The sequence below is a fragment of the Pseudomonas sediminis genome, from assembly GCF_002741105.1.
In the GTDB taxonomy this organism is placed as follows: Bacteria; Pseudomonadota; Gammaproteobacteria; order Pseudomonadales; family Pseudomonadaceae; genus Aquipseudomonas; species Aquipseudomonas sediminis.
The window spans coordinates 1,051,206-1,068,031 of record NZ_NIQU01000001.1 but is presented as its reverse complement, the minus strand read 5'-3'; the positions used below and the strand labels follow the sequence as shown (position 1 = coordinate 1,068,031).

General features: G+C 64.0%; 15 protein-coding genes. 11 read left to right on the top strand and 4 right to left on the bottom strand.

The features are described 5' to 3' along the window. Window positions 1-63: 63 nt before the first annotated feature. From CDO35_RS04925 to CDO35_RS04910, 3 genes are all read right to left on the bottom strand, one after another. Window positions 64-594, bottom strand: a complete 531-nt coding sequence (locus CDO35_RS04925; protein ID WP_099522833.1) for a DUF5943 domain-containing protein — start codon at window positions 592-594, stop codon at window positions 64-66. Window positions 595-784: 190 nt separating this feature from the next. Then, on the bottom strand, window positions 785-1,762 hold the full coding sequence (locus CDO35_RS04920) for a dipeptidase (RefSeq protein ID WP_099522832.1): 978 nt from the start codon (window positions 1,760-1,762) through the stop codon (window positions 785-787). A gap of 183 nt (window positions 1,763-1,945) precedes the next feature. Beyond that, the gene (locus CDO35_RS04910; protein WP_099522830.1) at window positions 1,946-2,890 is read right to left on the bottom strand and encodes a GlxA family transcriptional regulator; all 945 of its coding nucleotides are present in this window, start codon (window positions 2,888-2,890) and stop codon (window positions 1,946-1,948) included. Between the two features lie 247 nt (window positions 2,891-3,137). Between CDO35_RS04910 and choX the strand changes: the two genes are divergently transcribed. The 4 genes from choX to CDO35_RS04890 all read left to right on the top strand — a co-directional run bounded on the left by choX (window position 3,138) and on the right by CDO35_RS04890 (window position 6,726). Next, window positions 3,138-4,070 carry a choline ABC transporter substrate-binding protein gene (choX, locus tag CDO35_RS04905; protein ID WP_099522829.1) on the top strand — a complete coding sequence of 311 codons (933 nt, stop codon included), beginning with the start codon at window positions 3,138-3,140 and terminating at the stop codon, window positions 4,068-4,070. Between the two features lie 99 nt (window positions 4,071-4,169). Continuing rightward, complete coding sequence (gene cdhC, locus CDO35_RS04900) at window positions 4,170-5,057, top strand: 3-dehydrocarnitine:acetyl-CoA trimethylamine transferase CdhC (protein WP_099522828.1); 888 nt, start codon at window positions 4,170-4,172, stop codon at window positions 5,055-5,057. Window positions 5,058-5,175: 118 nt separating this feature from the next. Continuing rightward, window positions 5,176-6,141: an L-carnitine dehydrogenase gene (locus CDO35_RS04895; RefSeq protein WP_099522827.1), complete on the top strand. Its 966-nt coding sequence runs from the start codon at window positions 5,176-5,178 to the stop codon at window positions 6,139-6,141. 111 nt (window positions 6,142-6,252) lie between these two features. Continuing rightward, the gene (locus tag CDO35_RS04890) at window positions 6,253-6,726 is read left to right on the top strand and encodes a thioesterase family protein (RefSeq protein ID WP_099522826.1); all 474 of its coding nucleotides are present in this window, start codon (window positions 6,253-6,255) and stop codon (window positions 6,724-6,726) included. A gap of 57 nt (window positions 6,727-6,783) precedes the next feature. Here CDO35_RS04890 and CDO35_RS04885 read toward each other — a convergent pair whose 3' ends face one another. Further along, window positions 6,784-7,179, bottom strand: a complete 396-nt coding sequence (locus CDO35_RS04885; protein WP_099522825.1) for a YkgJ family cysteine cluster protein — start codon at window positions 7,177-7,179, stop codon at window positions 6,784-6,786. A 229-nt stretch (window positions 7,180-7,408) separates the two neighbouring features. Here CDO35_RS04885 and CDO35_RS04880 point away from each other — a divergent pair, with 229 nt between their 5' ends. The 7 genes from CDO35_RS04880 to CDO35_RS04850 all read left to right on the top strand — a co-directional run bounded on the left by CDO35_RS04880 (window position 7,409) and on the right by CDO35_RS04850 (window position 16,769). Then, the gene (locus CDO35_RS04880; protein ID WP_099522824.1) at window positions 7,409-11,020 is read left to right on the top strand and encodes a DUF2339 domain-containing protein; all 3,612 of its coding nucleotides are present in this window, start codon (window positions 7,409-7,411) and stop codon (window positions 11,018-11,020) included. After that, the gene (locus CDO35_RS04875; RefSeq protein WP_099522823.1) at window positions 11,017-12,360 is read left to right on the top strand and encodes a DUF3999 domain-containing protein; all 1,344 of its coding nucleotides are present in this window, start codon (window positions 11,017-11,019) and stop codon (window positions 12,358-12,360) included. The genes CDO35_RS04880 and CDO35_RS04875 overlap by 4 nt, the downstream gene beginning before the upstream one ends. Before the next feature lie 187 nt (window positions 12,361-12,547). Beyond that, window positions 12,548-14,248 carry a histidine kinase N-terminal 7TM domain-containing diguanylate cyclase gene (locus CDO35_RS04870; protein WP_099522822.1) on the top strand — a complete coding sequence of 567 codons (1,701 nt, stop codon included), beginning with the start codon at window positions 12,548-12,550 and terminating at the stop codon, window positions 14,246-14,248. Window positions 14,249-14,283: 35 nt separating this feature from the next. Beyond that, window positions 14,284-15,291 (top strand): class 1 fructose-bisphosphatase, encoded by a 1,008-nt coding sequence (locus CDO35_RS04865; RefSeq protein WP_099522821.1) that lies wholly within the window; start codon window positions 14,284-14,286, stop codon window positions 15,289-15,291. Beyond that, window positions 15,291-15,893, top strand: coding sequence for a DUF924 family protein (locus CDO35_RS04860; RefSeq protein ID WP_099522820.1), 603 nt, complete (start codon window positions 15,291-15,293; stop codon window positions 15,891-15,893). The genes CDO35_RS04865 and CDO35_RS04860 overlap by 1 nt, the downstream gene beginning before the upstream one ends. Window positions 15,894-15,962: 69 nt before the next feature. Next, window positions 15,963-16,214, top strand: a complete 252-nt coding sequence (bamE, locus tag CDO35_RS04855; protein ID WP_099522819.1) for an outer membrane protein assembly factor BamE domain-containing protein — start codon at window positions 15,963-15,965, stop codon at window positions 16,212-16,214. A 12-nt stretch (window positions 16,215-16,226) separates the two neighbouring features. Next, entirely contained in the window at window positions 16,227-16,769 is a 543-nt protein-coding gene (locus CDO35_RS04850; RefSeq protein WP_099522818.1) for a lipocalin family protein, read from the top strand. Window positions 16,770-16,826 lie beyond the last annotated feature (57 nt).

The window sequence follows — 16,826 nt, the reverse complement described above, 5'->3', positions numbered from 1 at the left end:
CGCTTCAGCGGCGAGGGTGTCGCCGCTGCAGTCCGGCCTTTCCACGGAATTCTTATGGGTGACTCAGAGTGGCCGGGTGACGAACAGGCCGTCGTCATGGCCTTCTTCGGAACCGCTGTACTCCTGCACGGTGACGGTGCGGATCGGACTGCCCTTGGCGGCCAGAATCTGGTCGATGGCGCCGGAGAACCAGCCGGTGAACATGTAATCCACCTTGCGATTGACCTTGCCGTACACGTAAACGAAGGCCGAATGCTTGAGCTTGACCTCGGCATGGCCAGTCTCCAGGTCGAGCTTCTGCGTTTCGAACAGGCCCCAGCCACGCTGCGACAGGCGCTTCATGTAGTGCTCGAATACGGCGGCACCTTCAAGGCCGTGGCATTCGGCTTCCTTCTCGCACCAGTGCCAGGCGGACTTGTAGCCGGCCTTGTAGAGGATCTCGGCGTACTTGTCGGCGCCGAGCACTTCCTCGATGCCCATGTGGTTGTTGACGAAGAAGTGGCGCGGCACGTACAGCATCGGCAGCGCGTCGGTCGTCCAGACGCCGGTTTCATCGTCGACCTGGATGGGCATTTCGGGGGCGTGGGTGGACATGTGTTCAATCTCCAGAATTCGGTTGTCTTGCATTCTTAACGGTGCGGGTGAATGCCTGTGGAGCCGTAGCGAGCACGCTGAGAGCAAGGAGACCCGGAGCGACAAGCGAGAGCAGTACGCATGTACGGCGAGCTTGTCGCGAGGACGCGACGCAGCTATCGGTGTGCGCAGTAGGCTCCGGAGGTATTCATCACTCGCCCCAGACGTCTTTCAGTACCCTTACCCAGTTCTCGCCCATGACCTTGCGCACCACGCGCTCGGGCATGCCGCGTTTGAGCAGGGTCTCGGTCAGGTTGGGGAATTCGCCCACGGTGCGGATGCCCAGTGGGTTGACGATCTTGCCGAAGCTGGTCAGGCGGCGGGCGTAACCCTTGTCGTGGGTCAGCCACTCGAAGAATTCCTTGCCGTGGCCCTGGGTGAAGTCGGTGCCGATACCGATGGCGTCTTCGCCGACGAGGTTCATCACGTACTCGATGGCCTCGGCATAGTCGTCGATGGTCGAGTCGATGCCCTTGGCCAGGAACGGCGCGAACATGGTCACGCCGACGAAGCCGCCGTGGTCGGCGATGAACTTCAGTTCTTCATCGGACTTGTTGCGCGGGTGTTCTTTCAGGCCCGAGGGCAGGCAGTGCGAGTAGCAGACCGGCTTCTTCGATTCGAGGATGACTTCCTCGCTGGTTTTGGAACCGACGTGCGACAGGTCGCACATAATGCCGACGCGGTTCATCTCGGCGACGATCTCGCGGCCGAAGCCGGACAGGCCGCCGTCGCGTTCGTAGCAGCCGGTACCGACCAGGTTCTGGGTGTTGTAGCACATCTGCACGATGCCCACGCCGAGCTGCTTGAACACCTCGACGTAGCCGATCTGATCTTCGAACGCGTGGGCGTTCTGGAAGCCATAAAGGATGCCGGTCTTGCCCTGCTCCTTGGCTTTACGGATGTCGGCGGTGGTGCGCACCGGTATGACCAGGTCGCTGTTCTCGCGGATCAGGTTGTTGCTGGCGACGATATTGTTCACCGTAGCCTGGAAACCTTCCCACACCGACACGGTGCAGTTGGCCGCGGTCAGGCCGCCCTTGCGCATGTCTTCGAACAGTTCGCGGTTCCACTTGGCGATGATCAGACCGTCGATGACGATGCTGTCGGCGTGTAATTCGGCTGGGCTCATCAGGCTTGTCCCCTAAACGGATGCGCCGAGTCGGTCGTCGGCGCTTTGGGGAGAGCTTATCCCTGGGGGGCAGGGCGACCCGGTGCAAAAACGACTGGGGGTTTGCCGAAAGCGTCAAGCCGAGGTCGCGAACGGATATGTGGCTCTGCATGTGGCATCCCGTTCCTACGGGCAGGTGTGCATTCAGGCTGGCCGCTCGTGGCGATCCTGGCTGGGGCTGACGGCGAAGCGCCTGCGGTAGCTGCGCGAGAAGTAAGAGGCCGAGTCGAAGCCGCAGGCAAGGCTCACCTCCAGCACGCTGAGATCGCTCTGGCGCAATAGCTGGCGCGCCTTGTCCAGGCGCAGATCGAGGTAGAAGGCCGACGGTGTGGTCGCCAGGTGGTGGCGGAAAAGGCGCTCCAGCTGGCGCACGGTGATGCTCACCAGCTCGGCCAGTGCCTCGCTGGACAGCGGTTGCTCGCACTGGCGCTCCATCTCGCCGACCACCCGTACCAGCTTCTTGTTGTGCAGGTCGTAGCGGCTGGCCACCTGCATGCGCTGGTGGTCCAGACGGGTGCGGATGCGGCTGACCACGAACTGTTCGGATATCTGCACCGCCAGCGGCTCGCCGTGTTCCTGGCCGATCAGGCCGAGCATCAGGTCGAGACTACTGGTGCCGCCAGCGCTGGTGATGCGCCGGCCGTCGATCTCGAACAGTTCCTGGGTGACCAGCAACGTCGGGTAGCGTTCGCGAAAGGCATCGATGGCTTCCCAGTGCAGGGTCAGGCGCTGGTGCTGGAACAGTCCCGCTTCAGCCAGCACGAAGCTGCCGGTGTCGATGCCGCCGAGGATCGCCAGTTCCGGCTCGCGTCGTTGCAGCCAGTGCGCCAGATGATGGTCGTAATGGGCCAGCGGCTCGAAGCCGGCGACCACGAACAGCACCTGGCTGTCAGCGGGCAACTCCAGGCTGTCGTCGACGTTAAGCGACATGCCGTTGCTGGCCTGCACGGCATTGCCGTCTTGGCTGAGCAAGCGCCAGCGATACAGCTCGCCGCGAAAGCGATTGGCCACGCGCAGCGGTTCGATCGCCGACATCAGGCCCATCATCGAAAAGCCGGGCAGCAGCAGGAAGCAGAAGGTCTGGGGCATACAGGTCACGACACGGGTGCAGGATTACGGGCATACCGAGAAATTAATGGGCCAGTATGGTTTTCATGCAAGAAAAAGTCGGCATAGATCAATAAATAGTCGTTCAAGTGCGAATGTTGCATCGAATCGAAGCGTAAGGTGTTTTCATCGGGAGACGAAAGTCCCCGAGCACGGTGGGGGTTCTGTCCGTTGGCAGGCCTCTAGAAGAACGAAATAGAACCGCTGTGACACGATGAGGAGCACCCAGATGAAAGGTCTTACCGCGCTGGCCGCGTGCTGCACCCTGAGCCTTTTCAGTACCTCCCTGCTGGCCGACGACGCCAGTTGCAAGAACGTTCGAATTGGCGCCGTCGGCTGGACCGACGTGGTCGCCACTACCGCTGTCGCCAGCGAGCTGCTGAGTGGCCTCGGCTACGAAACCAAGCAGACCCAGGCGTCGCAACAGATCATCTTCGCCGGTATCCAGAAAGGTCAGATCGATGCCTTCCTCGGCTACTGGAAGCCGATCATGGACGACAACATCAAACCCTTCCTCGATGCCGGTGCAGTCAAGGTCGCGGCCGAGCCGTCGCTGGATGATGCGGTGGCGGTGCTCGCGGTACCGAGCTACACCGCCGACAAGGGCCTGAAGACCCTGGCCGACATCGCCAAATTCAAGGACGAGCTGGACGGCAAGATCTACGGCATCGAAGCTGGCTCGGGCGCCAACACGGCGATCCAGAAGATGATCGACTCCGACCAGTTCGGTCTGGGTGGCTTCAAACTGGTGGAGTCGAGTGAAGCGGGCATGCTCGCCGCCGTCGGTCGCGCCGTACGCAACGAGAAACCGGTGGTGTTCTTCGGCTGGAAACCGCACCCGATGAACCTGTCGATGCAGGTCACCTACCTGACCGGCACCGACGACGTGTTCGGCCCCAACGATGGCGCCGCCACGGTGTCCACCGTCACCGCGCCGGACTACGCCGAGCGTTGCCCCAACGCCAACCGCCTGCTCACCAGCCTGCGCTTCACCAGTCAGCAGGAAGCCGAGCTGATGCAGCCGATCATGGACCGTAAGCCGGCCGCGCAGGTGGCGCGTGACTGGATCAAGGCTAACCCGCAGGTGGTCGATGCCTGGCTCGAGGGCGTCACCACGCTGGACGGCAAGCCCGCCAACGCCGCGCTGGTTGCCGGCAACTGATAGCACGGCGCCGGTTGATCCGGCGCCAACTCCCTTTTTTGCATAACGCCTGCGGCCCCGCCGTCGGCACTCGTTCGCCTCTGGAAAGGACAGTCGAAAATGAATTACGAGGTTATCGTCACCTGCGCGGTGACCGGCGCTGGCGACACCGTCGGCAAGCACCCGGCGATCCCGGTCACGCCAAAGGAGATCGCTGCCGCTGCCATCGAGGCGGCCAAGGCCGGTGCCACCGTCGCCCACTGCCATGTGCGCGACCCGCTGACCGGCAAGCCGAGCCGCGATGTGGCGCTGTACCGTGAGTTGGTCGAGCGCATTCGTGAAAGCGATACCGACGTGATCATCAACCTCACCGCCGGCATGGGCGGTGATCTGGAGATTGGCCGGGGTGAGCAGCCATTGGAGTTCGGCGCCGGTACCGACTTGGTCGGGCCGATCACCCGTCTGGCACATGTCGAGGAACTGCTGCCGGAAATCTGCACCCTGGACTGCGGCACGCTGAATTTCGGCGATGGCGACTTCATCTACGTCTCCACCCCGGCGCAACTGCGCGCCGGCGCCAAACGCATCACCGAGCTAGGGGTGAAGGCCGAGCTGGAAATCTTCGATACCGGCCACCTGTGGTTCGCCAAGCAGATGATCAAGGAAGGGCTGCTGGACGATCCGCTGATCCAGCTGTGCCTGGGCATTCCCTGGGGCGCGCCGGCCGACACCACGACCATGAAGGCCATGGTCGACAACCTGCCGCCAGGCATCACCTGGGCTGGCTTCGGCATCGGCCGCATGCAGATGCCGATGGTCGCCCAGGCCATGTTGCTCGGCGGCCACGTGCGGGTGGGGCTGGAGGACAACATCTGGCTGGATCGCGGCGTGCATGCGAGCAACGGTCAACTGGTCGAGCGCGCCATCGAGATCATCGAGCGCCTTGGTGGTCGCGCCCTGACCCCGGCCGAGGGGCGGGAAAAGATGAAGCTCAAGCGTCGCGGCTGAAGCACCGCGCTCCTCTCGTGGGAGGGGCTTTAGCCGCGACAGCCTTAGCCCGGACGCAATCCGGGGCATTCCCTAACGCCAATTCCCCGGACTGCATCCGGGCTACCGGAGTTCAACCATGACCTTCGTCACCGATATCAAGACTTTCGCCGCCCTCGGCACCGGCGTCATCGGCGCTGGCTGGATCGCCCGTGCCCTGGCCCACGGCCTTGACGTCATCGCCTGGGACCCGGCGCCCGGCGCCGAGGCTGCGCTGCGCACGCGTTTGGCCAATGCCTGGCCTGCGCTGGAAAAACAGGGTCTTGCGCCCGGCGCCGCACTGGATCGCCTGCGCTTCGTCAGCACTATCGAGGACTGCGTGCGTGATGCCGATTTCATCCAGGAAAGCGCGCCCGAGCGTCTCGAACTCAAGTGCGAACTGCACGCCAAGATCAGCGCTGCAGCCCGCCCCAAGGTGTTGATCGGCTCCAGCACCTCGGGCCTGTTGCCCAGCGAATTCTACGCAGATGCCACTCATCCTGAGCGCTGCGTGGTCGGCCATCCCTTCAATCCGGTGTATCTGCTGCCACTGGTGGAGGTAGTCGGCGGGGCGAAGACCGCGCCCGAAGCGGCGCAGGCGGCGATCAGTGTGTACGAGTCGCTGGGTATGCGCCCGCTGCATGTACGCAAGGAGGTGCCAGGATTTATCGCCGATCGCCTGCTCGAAGCGCTATGGCGCGAGGCGCTGCATCTGGTCAACGACGGCGTGGCGACCACCGGCGAGATCGACGACGCGATCCGCTTCGGTGCCGGTCTGCGCTGGTCGTTCATGGGCAGCTTCCTGACCTACACCCTGGCCGGCGGCCCGGCCGGTATGCGCCACTTCATGGCGCAATTCGGCCCGGCGCTGAAACTGCCCTGGACGTACCTGGAAGCGCCGGAACTGACCGATGGGTTGATCGATGCGGTGGTCGAAGGCACGGCCGAACAGCAAGGTGAGCGCAGCCTGGATGCCCTGGAGCGCTATCGCGATGACTGCCTGCTGGCGGTTATGGAGGCGATTCGCCAAACCAAGGCCAAGCACGGCTTCGAGTTCGCCGAGTAACCGAGTCATTCCCGGTGCGCACGGCGCACCCTACAGACCGACTCCAATCTAGCTCCCCTCTCCCACTTGTGGGAGAGGGGCTGGGGGAGAGGGCCTCATCGGAAGCCGAGCATGAATCTGCCAACCTATCGCACCACCATCTCCCCTGACTGGGTCGACTACAACGGCCACTTGCGTGACGCCTTCTACCTGCTGATCTTCAGTCGTGCCACCGATGCGCTGATGGACGTGCTGGGCCTGGATGAAGCCGGTCGCGCCCGCACCGGCCACACGCTGTACACCCTGGAGTGTCACCTGAACTTCCTGGCGGAGGTGAAGGAGGGCGAGCGGGTGGAGGTGCGCACCCAGCTGCTGGCGCACGACGCCAAGCGCCTGCATATCCACCATGGTCTTTATCGGCCGGGCGAAGACGTCAGCCTCGCGGAAAGCGAACAGATGCTGATGAACATCGACAGCGCGGCCGGCCGCGCGGCGCCATTCGACGAGCAGGTGGCCGAGCGGGTGACGCAACTGGCTGCCGAACAGCAGAACCTACAATGCCCTGCCTGTGTCGGGCGTGTTATCGGCCTACGCCGGGCCTCGTAGGGTGTCGCGGGGCCGCCCAGGCTGTGCGCACCAGCGTCACTGCCCGCGCAGCAACCCTTATTTGGGCTTATACGCGCAATACCCCGGCCTCGGGCCGACCTTGGGATGATGGCGGCAGGTGTCCGGGCGTTTGTCGTAGACGGTGCACAGGCGTGTCTTGCGATCCAGGAACAGGCAGTCGTTGTTGGACATGCGGATCAGGGTGAAGATGCCCGACTTCTGGTTGAAGCGCTCGACGATGCCGTCCATCTGCAGGCGCTTGGCGATGTTCTTCGGCGGCTCGCTGCGCTCGAACTCGTCCACCAGCTCCAGGCGGATCAGGTCATTCAGGCGTACCTCAACCGGCATGGTGCAGCAGGTGGACATGCAGCTGTGGCACATGTCGGCAGTGTATTTGGCCCAGGTTTCCAGGCGGTCGATTTCTGCAGCGGCTATCAGGCGGGGCTTTATCATGGTTTTGGCTATCGTGCGGTCTGCGCCGCTGCTGTCACGGGGCGGCGATGATAGCGGGCGCGTGGCGTTTGTGAAGCACCGGCTGGCGGCTGATCGCTTTCCGTTGTGCCTGTGAACGGCTTGGCAGTCGTCTCTCTGGGTGTTGGTTGGTGCGACTCCTTATACTGATGCCCGTCTCGGGCACGGCAGGAGCGCGAGGCGACCTCTTTCTCAGGGTTGGGACATACGCATGCAATGGATTTTCATGCTGGTCGGTTTGGTGCTCGGTGCGGGCGTCAGTGAATCGGTCACGGGCGCGCTTCTTGGTGGGTTGATCGGCCTCAGCCTGGGCCAGGCGATACGTCTGCAAGGGTTGGAGTCGCGCAACGTACAACTTGCCGCGCAGCTCAAGGACTTCGCCGAACGCTTCGAGCGCGGCACGCGTGCCATGCACGAGCGTCTGGTGAAGGTGGAGCAGGGCGAGCGCAGTGAACCGGAGCCTGTCCCGGTCCCCGTGTCTGCTGAACCTGTTGCCAGTTCTGCGCCCGAACCACTACCGGAGCCGCTCTTTGCCGAAGAGCCGCAGCCGGAGCTGGACTGGACGCTGGACCCATTGCCGGAAATCGAAACGCCACCTCCTGTCAACGAGCCCGTACCGCTGGCGGCCCAAGTCGCCCACGAGCCTCAACCGACAGCGCAGCAAAGCCCCTGGCGCGAGCAAACGCCGCGTGAGCCGAACCTGATCGAGCGCGGTATCGCGGCGGCCAAGGCTTGGCTGTTCGGCGGCAACACCGTGCTGCGTGTCGGCGTGGTGCTGCTGTTCCTCGGCCTGGCCTTCCTTCTGCGCTATGCCACCGAAGGCGTCGAGGTGCCGGTCGCGCTGCGTTACATGGGCGTCGCCGCCAGTGCCCTTGCCTTGCTCGGTCTGGGCTGGTGGCTGCGCCGGCGCAATCGCAACTACGCCCTGGTGTTGCAGGGCACCGGCATCGCCGTGCTTTACCTGACGGTGTTCGCCGCGATGCGCCTGCATCCGCTGCTCGATCCGGGCATGGCGCTCGGCCTGCTGGTGGCGGTGACGTTGTTCTCGGCGATTCTCGCCGTGCAGCAGAATGCCCTCGGCCTTGCGGCTGCGGCCGCACTGGGTGGCTTCGCCGCGCCGATTCTCACGTCCACCGGCAGCGGCAACCATGTCGCGCTGTTCTCCTATTTCGCTCTGCTCAACGCCGGTATCTTTGCCATCGCCTGGTTCAAGGCCTGGCGTCTGCTCAACCTGATCGGTTTCGTCGGCACCTTCGGCATCGGTTTCGCCTGGGGGCTGCGTTCCTATACACCGGAACTGCTGTGGAGCACCGAGCCGTTTCTGCTGCTGTTCTTCCTGATGTACGTGGCCATCGGCCTGTTGTTCGCCCGCCGCACCCTGCGTGACGCGGCGGATGCGCCCGAAGCGCGTGACGAGCTGCTGCGCTGGTCGCTGCGCCGTGGTGATTACGTCGATGCCACCACGCTGTTCGGCCCTCCGTTGGTCGGCTTCGGCCTGCAGGTGGCATTGGTACGACACATCGAATTCGCCGCCGCTTTCAGTGCCCTCGGCCTGGGCCTGTTCTATCTGCTGCTGGCACGGGTGCTCAAGGCGCGTGCTGGCGACCGCGCGCTGTTGCTGGTGGAAACCTGCCTGGCGCTTGGCGTGGTGTTCGCCAGCCTGGCTATTCCGCTCGGTCTCGACGCGCGCTGGACGGCGGCGGCCTGGGCCGTGGAAGGCGCTGGTATCTTCTGGCTGGGTCTGCGTCAGGGCCGGCCGCTGGCGCGTGCTTTTGCCCTGCTGCTGCAGGTGGGAGCGGCCCTGGCGTTTATCAGTGGCCTGGATTATGGCTACGGCAGCCTGCTCGACGGTTCGCCACTGGGTGCGCTGATGCTCGGTGCGGCGTTGCTGTTCAGCTACTGGCAGCTGCGTCAGGCTCCACAGGCTGCCAGCGCCTGGGAAAACCGCCTGCTGCCCTGGCTGGGTTTGGCCGGGCTAGCGTTTGTCTATCTGATCGCGCCGCTTATGTTCGAGGCGCCCGGCACCGCTATTGCCTGGGCGCTGGCTGGGCTGGTGACCCTGTTCATCGGCCTGCGTATCGCCGCGCCAAGTTTCGTTTACAGCGCTTTCGCCATCCAGTTGTTCGGCGGCCTGCTGTTCCTCGGCCAGATGGCGCTGGATTCGCTGTTGGGCAGTGGCAGCTTCAGCGCGGGCTGGTTCGGCCTGCTGGCGGCGTCGATGGTTGGCTTGGGGCTGATCGCCGGCATGTTGCTGGCAGCGCGTGATCCGCACATCCGCGAGAACCGCCGGCTGCTCGGCGCACTGTCGGCGATCATGCTGGTGGGCCTGGTGTTCATCAACCTGGCGGTGCTGTTCGTCCTGCCCTGGGTCGCAGCCGCGGCGGTGTGGGGCGGTACGGGGCTGCTGATTCTGTGGCTGGCGCTTTATCTGCAGCAGCGCGCGGCCTTACTGTTCAGCCTGGTGTTGCAGGTATTCGCTGGCCTGACCTTCCTTGCCGCTGGGCCGTTGCTGCTGTCGGGTATCAGTGGCGAGGGCCTGTCACCGCTGGCACACACCGGTTTCTGGACCCCTGCTGTACTCGGCCTGGCCGCGCAGATCGGCGCCTGGCGCCTGCACGGCCTGGCGCGCAGCGGGCGGGAAACCGGGCTCGATGGCGTCAGTCTGCAGCGCCTGGGTCAGCTCTTGCTGGCCTGGGGCGCGGCCTGGTGGGCACTGGCTTTGGCCAGTGAGGTGATGCGTTTCGTCAGCGTTGAGCTGCAGGCCAGCGTGCTGCTGGTACTGGCCGCTGTGTCGAGCCTGGTCTGGATGCTGCTCGCGCTGCGCACGGGCTGGCGCGACCTGGCCGTGCTGTGCAGCCTGCTGGCGCCGGTGGCAGGCCTGATTCTGGCCTATGCCTGGCATCCGCTGTATCACCCGGCGGCGAACTATGGCTGGCTGGGTTGGATCGCCGTGCTTGCTGCGCATCTGTTGATGCTGAGGCGTTTGAGCGCGCTGCTACCGAACATCGCCGCCAGCGTCGCTCATGTGCTCGGTTGCTGGTTGCTGCTTGGCGTGCTGGCGTTGGAGCTGCGTTATCTGCTGCTGAGCCTGTCCGAGCACTACAACGCCTGGCGCTGGTTGGGCTGGGCGTTGATACCTACCGCCTATCTGTGGGCCATGGCCCAGGCGCGTCGCCTGCCCTGGCCGGTGGCCAGTTTCGAACGTGAGTACAGGCTATGGGCGGCGGCGCCGCTGGCAGCATCGATGCTCGCCTGGTTCTGGCTGGCCAATGCCAACAGCGCTGGCGACAGCGATCCCCTGCCTTACCTGCCGTTGATAAACCCGCTGGAGCTGGGTCTGCTGTTGTGCCTGGGCGCGCTGTTCGTCTGGGCCCGCGATGCGCTACCGCGCTTCGGTCTGCAACCTGCGCGTGCGCAGCAAGTGGTGCAGGGCGTCGCTGGGCTGTCGTTGTTCGCTCTGCTGACCGTGATGGTGATGCGTACCGCGCACCAGTGGGGCGGCGTGCCCTGGCACAGCTCGGCACTTTACGACTCAATGCTGGTGCAGGCCGGCCTGTCCATCGTCTGGACCCTGATCGCCCTGGCGCTGATGCTGTTCGGTCACCTGCGTGCGCGTCGCGAGCTGTGGCTGGTCGGCGCCGCGCTGATCGCGCTGGTGGTGGCCAAGTTGTTCTTCGTCGAACTGGGCAACCGCGGCGGCCTGGAGCGTATCGTGTCGTTCATTGGTGTCGGTGTGCTGCTGTTGGTGGTGGGCTATTTCGCCCCACTACCGCCGCGCAAGGCCGAAGAGCCGGCCGCTAACGAACAGGAGTCTGCCGTATGAACTTCATTCGTTGGGGCCTGCTCCTGGGTTTGTCGTTGAGTGCGCTCAGCCTGGCCAGTGAGAAACCTCAGGACTATCGGCATGGCGCAGCGCTGCAACTCGCTGGTGAGGGACCTTGGTATCGCCTGGAGCTGCCCTTCACCGTTCACCTCGCCGCCGGGCATGGCGATTTGCGCGATTTGCGTGTATTCGACAGCAACGGCCAGATGCAGGCCTACGCGTTGATTCCGGGGCGTAGCGAAACCGTGCAGCAGGAACAGGAGCATGGCGTGCGCTGGTTTCCGTTGCGAGGCCGCGCCGATACCCAGGACATACCTGCGCTGCGCGTCGAGCGCAGCACCACTGGTACGTTGATCGAGCTGCGCGGCGATGCTCCGGTCGAAAGCGAGCAGCAACTTCGGGGTTGGTTGCTCGATGCCAGTACCATCGATGCGCCGCTGGTGCGTATGAATCTGGACTGGAGCGGCGCCGAGGAAGGATTCCAGCGCTTCAGCATCGAGGCCAGTGATGACCTGCAGCACTGGCGCAGTTGGGGGGAAGGGCAGGTGGCGCGTCTGAGCTTCGCCGATGAGCGCATCGATCAGCGCCAGGTCGAACTGCCTGGCCAGCGGGCCCGGTATCTGCGTCTGCTGTGGCGCAATCCTGCCCAGGCCCCGCAACTGCAGGCCGTTACCCTGCGCAGTCAACGGCAGGCTCATCAGGCCGCGCCGCTGGTGTGGTCCGATCCCATGCCGGCGCAGACCAGCGCTGAGGGGCAGTACCAGTGGCAGCTGCCCTTGTCATTGCCTCTGGAGCGACTGCGGATCGAACTGCAACAGAGCAATACGCTGGCGCCACTGCGCTTCGAGGCGCGCAGCAGTGATCAGGGCGCCTGGCATCAGCTGACAAGCGGGGTACTCTATCGTCTGCCTGAGGCTGGGCGTGAAGTGGTTAACGATGAGTTGAGTCTGCCCGGTTGGCCGGTGCGCCAGTTGCGTGTGCAGGTGGATGCCCGGGGCGGCGGCTTGGGTGTGGATACGCCACGCTTGCAGGTCGCGCTGCGTGCCACGCAACTGGTGTTTCTCGCCCGTGGCGAGCCGCCTTATCGGCTGGCTTTGGGTAGCTCGAGCGCGCAGTCGGCAGCCTTGCCACTGCATACCCTGATCCCTGGTTATCAGCCGGAGCGACTTGTCGGCCTTGGCCGTGCCGAGTTGACCGAGGCGTTTGCCTCTGCGCTCGAGCCACAAGCCGGCTCCGGCCAGGACTGGCAGCGTTGGGGACTCTGGGCTGTACTGTTAGTGGGCGTTGGGTTGCTGGCCGCGATGGCCGCCAGTGTGCTGCGCCGCCCGCCGGACGTCTGAGAGACATGGACCAATAAAGCCCAGCTGCGGCAGGGCTTTTGCAGTATCTTAGGCACCCCGCGCCAATCCAGCATTGAAGGTCAGGAAGGCCCTTGCGTATTTCGATTCGCGTCATCGCCCAGTCGTCTTGTGTCGCGTGTGTACGTGATTCAAGTGCTGCCTTGCCGGGAATACGGAGGCGTCGCTGATGCAGGCCTGCATGGCTTCCGGCTGGAGTTTCTCGGCACCGGTATTGGTGACGCTGCTGGTGTGCCTCGGCGTGATCCTGCTGGCGCACTGGGTGACCCGCCAGCGCGACTTTCCCGGACGTGAGAGTTTCATCCTGCTGCATCTGGCCAGCCTCTGGTGGATGGTTACTGCAGCGCTGGAAATGACCTTCCTCAGCGCCGACTGCAAGATGTTCTGGGCCAGCATGGCCTGGCCCGGCATCATTTCCACGCCCACCTTCTGGGCCGTCTTCCTCTGGCAATACGTCAATAGCATGCGCGCGCCTCTGGCACGTAGCAGCATCCTCGGCTTGAGTCTGGTACCGCTGCTGGTCTGGGGGCTGGCGCTGAGTAACCCCTGGCATGGTCTGTTCTACGGGGCAGGCAGTGCGCCGGTCGACGCCAGCCTGGGTGCGCCGGTGCGCTACGAGCATGGTCCGTTGTTCTACGCTACGGCCGTCTATGTCTATCTGTTCATGGCCTTCTGCATGGGGGTGGTGACACGTGCGGCAGCATTGAGCCAGGGGCTGCATCGCCGCCACTATCTGGCCTTCGTGCTGGTCACCGCGGTGCCGTGGGTGGCCAACGTCGGTTATGTGGGGTTCGGCTTGACCCTGTTCGGCTTCGACCCGACGCCCTTCAGTTTCGCGTTCACCCTGATCGCTTTTTCCTGGCTGATCGTCGGGGTACGCCTGTTCGACCTGTTGCCGGTGGCCCGCCATCTGCTGCTCGAAGCCTTGCTCGATCCGGTGCTGGTGATCGACCCGCGTGGACGTGTGATCGAGGCCAACCCGGCAGCGCTGAAACTGGCAGGCCTGCAATCGGGATGGCAAGGCACCGAGTTGGCGCAATGGCCGGTGTTCGGCGCCGATCTGCAGCAGTTGCTGCAAGAACACAACGGTCCCGAGCAGGATCTGCCGCTGACGCTGACCAGTGCCGCGCGCTACTACGAGGTGCGCGTGCGCGCCATCCAGCGCGCCACTCGGCACGGCCCGACCCTGCTCGGCCATATGCTCTACATCCGTGACGTGACCCAGCGCCACCTCAGTGAGCTAAAGCTGGCCGAAGCGCTGGCGCTGAGCGAGGAGCGCCTGCGCACCATCTCCAGCCTGCACGAACAACTGCGCGAACAGGCCCTGTGTGATCCGCTGACGGGGTTGTACAACCGGCGTTACCTGGATGAGTTCTTCGAACGCGAACTGGCCAGGGTGCAGCGCGAGAACCTGCCATTGGCGCTGGCCCTGATCGATCTCGATCACTTCAAGCGCCTTAACGACGAATGCGGCCACCTGGTCGGCGACGACGTACTCAAGGCGGTAGCCCAGCACCTGCTGGATAACCTGCGCAGCACTGATGCGGTGTTTCGTATCGGTGGCGAGGAGTTTTTGCTGATCCTGCCGGGCGCCGATCCACGTGAGGCCAGTGAACGCCTGCAAAGCATCTGCACGCAACTGGCCGCTCAGGATGTCGCGACCCGTGGTGGTGACCAGCATGTGACGCTGTCAGCCGGCCTGGCCCATTGGCCTGAGCAGGGGCAGGCACTCGACGAGCTGCTGCAGGCTGCCGACGCCGCGCTTTATCAGGCAAAACGCGACGGACGCAACCGCGTCTGCGACCTTTTGCCCGGCGCGGATCTCAGCCATCCATCCCGGCAGGCAGCATTGCGCGGCGACTCGGGTTAAACTGCGCGCGATTTTTCCCCTTTCCGGAGCCGTCCATGTCCCGCGTCACCCTGAGCCGCTACCTGATCGAGCAGACTCGCAGCCATAACACCCCGGCCGACCTGCGTTTCCTTATCGAAGTCGTGGCGCGGGCCTGTAAGGCGATCAGCCATCAGGTGTCCAAGGGCGCCCTCGGCGGCGTGCTGGGCAGCCTGGACAGCGAAAACGTGCAGGGCGAAGTGCAGAAGAAGCTCGATGTGATTTCCAACGAGATTCTGCTCGAAGCCAACGAGTGGGGCGGCCACCTGGCCGGCATGGCGTCCGAGGAAATGGACAACGCCTACCAGATCCCCGGCAAGTATCCGAAAGGTGCCTACCTGCTGGTATTCGACCCGCTGGACGGCTCCAGCAACATCGACGTCAACGTTTCGGTCGGCACCATCTTCTCCGTGCTGCGTTGCCCTGAGCGCAATGGCCAGACCGGCGACCTGGGCGAGGAGGCCTTCCTCCAGCCGGGCACTCAGCAGGTCGCGGCCGGCTACGCCATCTATGGCCCGCAGACCATGCTGATGCTGACCCTCGGCGACGGCGTGAAGGGCTTCACTCTGGATCGTGAACTCGGCAGCTTCGTGCTCACCCACGACAACATCAAGGTGCCGGAGTCGACCAAGGAATTCGCCATCAACATGTCCAACCAGCGCCACTGGGAAGCCCCGGTGCAGCGTTACGTTTCCGAGCTGCTGGCCGGTGAAACCGGGCCACTGGGGCGTAACTACAACATGCGCTGGATCGCCTCGATGGTGGCCGATGTGCATCGCATCCTCACCCGTGGCGGCGTGTTCATGTACCCGCGCGATGCTCGCGAGCCGGACAAGCCGGGTAAGCTGCGCCTGATGTACGAGGCCAACCCGATGTCGATGATCATCGAGCAGGCTGGCGGCGCTGCAACCGACGGTAGCCAGCGCATTCTCGATATCCAGCCCACTTCCCTGCACCAGCGTGTACCGGTGTACCTTGGCTCCAAGGAAGAAGTGCTGCGCATCACCGCGTACCATCGCAGCTGATGCAGGCCTGGCAGCCGCTGCTCGACTGGTGGTTCGGTGTTGATCACGGCACCGCCACCGAGGTGGCTGCGGCGCGCCAGGCGTTGTGGTTCGGCAAGCGTGACAGCCAGGACCGTGAAGCCGAGGTGCGCTTCGGCGCGTGGGTCGAGCAGGCACTGATTGGCGAGCTGCAAGGCTGGGCGGACGATCCGCAGGGCTGGCTGGCGCAACTGATCCTGCTTGATCAACTGCCGCGCATGATCTTTCGCGACACACCACGCGCATTTGCGGGAGACCAACGGGCTCGCCCGCTGCTGCGCGATGGTCTGGAGCGCGGCTGGGACCGCCGGCTGACGCCGATCCAGCGTGTCTTTGCCTATCTGGTCTTCGAGCACGCCGAAGATCTGCCGTTGCAGAAGCGTGCGGTTGAACTGTTTGCTGATCTGCTCAGCGAAGCCGCTGCCAATGAGCGTCCATTGTTCGCTAATTTCCTCGATTACGCCGAGCGCCATCAGCGCGTGATCGCTCGCTTCGGTCGTTTTCCCCATCGCAATGCGATTCTCGGTCGCGCATCCAGCGACGAAGAGCTGGCCTTCCTGCGGGAACCCGGCTCGCGTTTCTGAACTCCAAGCGGGCAAGTCGTCGCCGGCTATGCCAAGCTTGCTGGCACCTTCCCATCAGGAGCTTCATCCATGTCGATGCGTATCGTCGCGTTGCTCGCCTGTTGCCTGCTCGCCGCTTGCGGCAAGGTCAATCAGGAAAACTACTCCAAGCTCAAAGCCGGTATGAGCAAGCAGGAGGTGGAAAGCCTGCTCGGCGCGCCCCGCGAATGTGCCGGTGCGTTGGGGATGACCAGTTGCACCTGGGGCGACGACAAGGCCTATATCAGCGTCCAGTACGCCGGGGACAAGGTCATGCTGTTCTCCGGTAAGGGACTCAAGTAAACAGGAGCCTCCATGCGTTCGATCCTAATCGCCAGTGCCATTCTCGCCCTCGCCGGCTGCGCCAACTCCGGTACCGGCAGCATTCAGAAGCCGCCACCACAGACCATGCAGGTCGACCTGCAGCGCTACCAGGGCACCTGGTACGAGCTGGCGCGCCTGCCGATGTTCTTTCAGCGCAACTGCGCGCAGTCCGAAGCGCACTACGGTTTGCGTGACGACGGGCGCATCGACGTCACCAACCGCTGCCGTGATAAGGACGGTGAATGGATCGAGGCCAAGGGCGTCGCCGAGCCACAGGTCGAAGGAAAGACCGACAAACTCTGGGTGCGCTTCGATAACTGGGCCAGCAAGTTGCTACCGATCAAGGGCGACTACTGGGTGATCTACCACGACGAGGATTATCGTGTAGCGCTGGTCGGCCACCCGAAGCACAAGTACCTGTGGCTGCTGTCACGCACCCCGGAGATCGATCAGGAAACCCGCGACAAGCTGCTCAGCGTGGCGCGTGAGCAGGGTTACGTGACCTCGGATCTGATCTGGCGCCAGCCCGATTGATCCAACTGTAGCCCGGATGCAATCCGGGGATGTCTGCCCTGGATTTCCCGGATTGCA

Excerpts from the sequence above, each read along its gene's own strand:
- CDO35_RS04925 (WP_099522833.1), bottom strand. The coding sequence starts at position 594 with ATGTCCACCCACGCCCCCGAAATGCCCATCCAGGTCGACGATGAAACC.
- CDO35_RS04920 (WP_099522832.1), bottom strand. The coding sequence starts at position 1,762 with ATGAGCCCAGCCGAATTACACGCCGACAGCATCGTCATCGACGGTCTG.
- CDO35_RS04910 (WP_099522830.1), bottom strand. The coding sequence starts at position 2,890 with ATGCCCCAGACCTTCTGCTTCCTGCTGCTGCCCGGCTTTTCGATGATG.
- choX (WP_099522829.1), top strand. The coding sequence starts at position 3,138 with ATGAAAGGTCTTACCGCGCTGGCCGCGTGCTGCACCCTGAGCCTTTTC.
- cdhC (WP_099522828.1), top strand. The coding sequence starts at position 4,170 with ATGAATTACGAGGTTATCGTCACCTGCGCGGTGACCGGCGCTGGCGAC.
- CDO35_RS04895 (WP_099522827.1), top strand. The coding sequence starts at position 5,176 with ATGACCTTCGTCACCGATATCAAGACTTTCGCCGCCCTCGGCACCGGC.
- CDO35_RS04890 (WP_099522826.1), top strand. The coding sequence starts at position 6,253 with ATGAATCTGCCAACCTATCGCACCACCATCTCCCCTGACTGGGTCGAC.
- CDO35_RS04885 (WP_099522825.1), bottom strand. The coding sequence starts at position 7,179 with ATGATAAAGCCCCGCCTGATAGCCGCTGCAGAAATCGACCGCCTGGAA.
- CDO35_RS04880 (WP_099522824.1), top strand. The coding sequence starts at position 7,409 with ATGCAATGGATTTTCATGCTGGTCGGTTTGGTGCTCGGTGCGGGCGTC.
- CDO35_RS04875 (WP_099522823.1), top strand. The coding sequence starts at position 11,017 with ATGAACTTCATTCGTTGGGGCCTGCTCCTGGGTTTGTCGTTGAGTGCG.
- CDO35_RS04870 (WP_099522822.1), top strand. The coding sequence starts at position 12,548 with ATGCAGGCCTGCATGGCTTCCGGCTGGAGTTTCTCGGCACCGGTATTG.
- CDO35_RS04865 (WP_099522821.1), top strand. The coding sequence starts at position 14,284 with ATGTCCCGCGTCACCCTGAGCCGCTACCTGATCGAGCAGACTCGCAGC.
- CDO35_RS04860 (WP_099522820.1), top strand. The coding sequence starts at position 15,291 with ATGCAGGCCTGGCAGCCGCTGCTCGACTGGTGGTTCGGTGTTGATCAC.
- bamE (WP_099522819.1), top strand. The coding sequence starts at position 15,963 with ATGTCGATGCGTATCGTCGCGTTGCTCGCCTGTTGCCTGCTCGCCGCT.
- CDO35_RS04850 (WP_099522818.1), top strand. The coding sequence starts at position 16,227 with ATGCGTTCGATCCTAATCGCCAGTGCCATTCTCGCCCTCGCCGGCTGC.